The sequence below is a fragment of the Protofrankia sp. CiP1_Cm_nod3 genome (genome assembly GCF_982290655.1).
The window spans coordinates 21,292-24,416 of record NZ_CEVIVD010000036.1 but is presented as its reverse complement, the minus strand read 5'-3'; the positions used below and the strand labels follow the sequence as shown (position 1 = coordinate 24,416).

Genomic DNA, 3,125 nt, shown 5'->3' with positions numbered 1-3,125 from the left:
CGATGCCGGCACGGTCACCCGCCGGCGGGCGTCGGGCCTCCCCAGGGCATCGGACCGCCCGCCAGCGCCGTTCCCGCTGCCGTCACGGTCCGCGCTGCCGTTGCGGCTGGCGCCACCGCCGCTGCCGACGCCACCGCTGCCGTTCACGCCACCGCTGCCGTTCGCACGGCTGGTACCAGCAGAAGCATCTGTGTCACCCGATGAGGAGCCTGATGAGGATATTGCGCCAGCAGAAGAGGAGGCGGGTATGTGCACGGTCGATGCGCTCCAGAGATCGGGCGACCCGGCAGCGCGCCGGCCGCGACTGACCTCCCCCTCTGTACGTATGCCTGAGAGCTTCACCCGTCATATCGGCCCGCGACCGATATGCGTGGGCTTTCACCGTCGGCGGGACGCCACGGAACGTCCGCTTTCCAGAGTTGCCTGGCCCGGCGGTTTCTCCGGCCTGAGAGTGTATAGGGGAGGTCTTGCTCCTTCGGCGCCACGGACCGCAAGCTGCCGTGGACTCTCCCGCGCGGGCGTGAGCGGCATCGATGTTCAGTTGTCCGTCTGGACGGAATCCTACGGTCGATGGTCGCCAGCCGCCAGCCCGTGATGGCTCCGCACCGCAACAGCAATCACTGAGAGTAATACTACCTGCTCTGACGGTGGTTGAGCTCGGCGACGGTCGGAACGAGGTCACCGATGGTGGCGAAATCCACCGCGATGAACGTCGGCAGCCGGCCCTGCGCCCGCTGACAGGCCTCGACCTGCCTGAGCAGGGACGCCCGGCGGTTGATCACAGCCGCGTCCGCGCGGCTGCTCGCCGTCCGGGTGATCCAGTGGTTGATCAGCATCGGCGCGGGCCGGCCCGGCCCGCGGTCAGGCCGGCAGTCGAAGCCGTCGGGCCCGGACACGTCCAGGGCGGTGTCGGCCGCGTACCGGAAGAACCGCCGGTAGAAGGTGCCCGGGACGTCGGCGTTCTCCGCGAGCACCACCAGCCTGCGGTTCCGTTCGACCATCGAGCCCAGTGACGGCCAGTCACCACCCGCGTCCCTGGGGGGTGTGAGCACGTAACGCCCGAGCCCGGCCCGGGTGAAAGCCGCTGTCACCTCGGACGCGGGTGCCCCGTCCTGGACGATCAGGGTCACCACCTCGGTCGGGTTCGCGTCGAGCCAGGCCCGCAGCCGGGTCAGCTCGGTCTCCAGGTCGAGCGCGCCGAGCTGGCAGATGTTGTGGCACAGCCACAGCCCCGGACGGCTGGAGCGGGCGCCCCGGGTGAACGGCTCGAGGGTGGCCCGCTGGTCCGGCGGCAGGGCGGCGAGGAAGGCCTCGACGTCCTGCGGCGGTGTCCAGTGATGGACGTCGACGAGCAGCGCCCGGATGCCCGCGTTCAGCTGGCCGATCAGGTCCGGATCCTGGGCCGCGCCGAGGAAGCGCGCGTCGCTGGCGGCCATCGCGTTGTGTGTCGCCGGGTACACGACGTCGGTGTAGCGGCGGTCGCAGAGCAGCTCGGAGCCGTTGCAGTACCTGGCGGCCGGGGTGACCGGCAGCGGCATGGCGATCCACAGCAGACCGACGATCGTTGTCGAGGTGACCGCCAGCGTCCACCAGCGCCGCCGGCGGGCATGCGCCCGGAGCAGCAGCATCCGCGCCGCGGACGCGGCCACCGTGACCCCGGCGGCGGCCACCAGCGGCATCGTCGCGAACCCGAGCCAGTAGTCGCGGACCTGGCCGGCCAGCCCCGAGGAGATGTCGCCGACCATCGCCCGCACGCTCACCGGCAGTGACGAGGACGGGCCGGTCAGCGCCGCGAGCGGATCACCGACCAGCGTCGTCAGCACTCCTCCGGTGGCAAGCCCGACCGCCCCGGCCGTGACAAGCCCCGCCAGCACCAGGCGGAACCCCGACCCGCCGTGCCTGACGGTCACGACGAACCCGGCCGCGAACACCAGCAGCATCAGACCGGCGAGCCCGCCGGCGACAAGCAGCACCCCCGACGCGCCGAGATCGTGAACGGCGTGCACCGCCATGGTGCCCGGGGACTCGGGCAGCCCGGCCAGCGCCGGCCCCAGGTCGATGCTGGTGCCACCGCCGACCCGCCGCCGCAGGTCGGCGATGGCGGCCTCGTCGCCGTCGAAGACCAGCGGGCCGGCGACCGCCAGCGCCGAGGTGAGATCACCGGCCCGCATGAGCGTGACCAGCTGCTCGCGCACGGCCTGGCGTTCGCCCGCGCCCAGCCCGCCGACCCGGTCGAGGACGGCGTCCGCCACCTGGTCGGCCTGCCGCTCGGAGAGCCGGACCGAGGCGATCGACGGCACGGATGCCGGCGGGCGCCCCTGGGAGAGCTGGTCGAGCGCGTCGAGCAGGCCGACGGTGAACCGGCTGACGTCGTCCACCGGGTAGGTGCCGGCGCCCGAGATCTCGTCGGCCAGGTAGGTGCTGGCGAGCTGGGAGATGTTGGCCAGCACCGGGCGCAGGTCGATACGCAGGTAGAGCGTGTCGCCGTTGCCGCTCAGATAGCCCGCGGTGCGCTCCGCCAGGCCCGCGGCCACGCCCTGCAACGACGATGGTGGGACGACCACCCGCAGGTTCGCGGTCAGCAGCGACTGGTCCACGGGGAGGCCGGCGAAGAGCTGGCCGGAGATCTCGACGATCTGCGGATCGGTCAGGACCTGGCTGTAGAAACGCTCGTACACGTCGGCGCCGGCGAGCGCCCGCTTGTAGTAGCCCGGCTGCTGCACGGTCGCGTGCACGGTGAGCAGGGCGACGACCGCGGGCCAGCACAACGCCGCGACCAGCACGACCATCACCCGCAGCAGGCGCACCCGCGACGGGTACCGCCGGCCGTGGCGGGGGCCACCGCCCCGACGGCGGCCGGCACGGCCGGTCGCCCGCCGCGGGCCGCCCCGCCGGAAAGGAGCCCCGGGGAAGGCGCCCTCCGCGGGGATACCCGCCGGCCCGGCGTGGGCCTGCCCCGTCCCGCTGTGAGCCTCGGCCGCCGCCGCGGGGTCTTCGGGCGGGTGGCCCTCGGGCCTGGGGAGATCCCCCTCGCGGGGGCCCGCCCTGGAGCCGGCTGCGGTGTCGGCCGTCGAATCGGCTGCGGTGTCGGCCGTCGAATCGGCTGCGGAGCCGTCCGCTCCGGG

Annotated in this window: 1 protein-coding gene and 2 riboswitches; the gene reads right to left on the bottom strand. The window is 73.1% G+C overall.

What is annotated here, in order from left to right; all coding sequences use genetic code 11:
• Nucleotides 1-310: 310 nt before the first annotated feature.
• Nucleotides 311-422, bottom strand: a riboswitch (glycine riboswitch).
• A riboswitch (glycine riboswitch) is annotated at nucleotides 423-524 on the bottom strand. It lies immediately after the preceding riboswitch.
• A gap of 108 nt (nucleotides 525-632) precedes the next feature.
• A partial coding sequence (locus AC5LUJ_RS09735; RefSeq protein WP_493464802.1) for a phosphoinositide-specific phospholipase C-related protein occupies nucleotides 633-3,125 on the bottom strand: 2,493 nt, incomplete at its 5' end.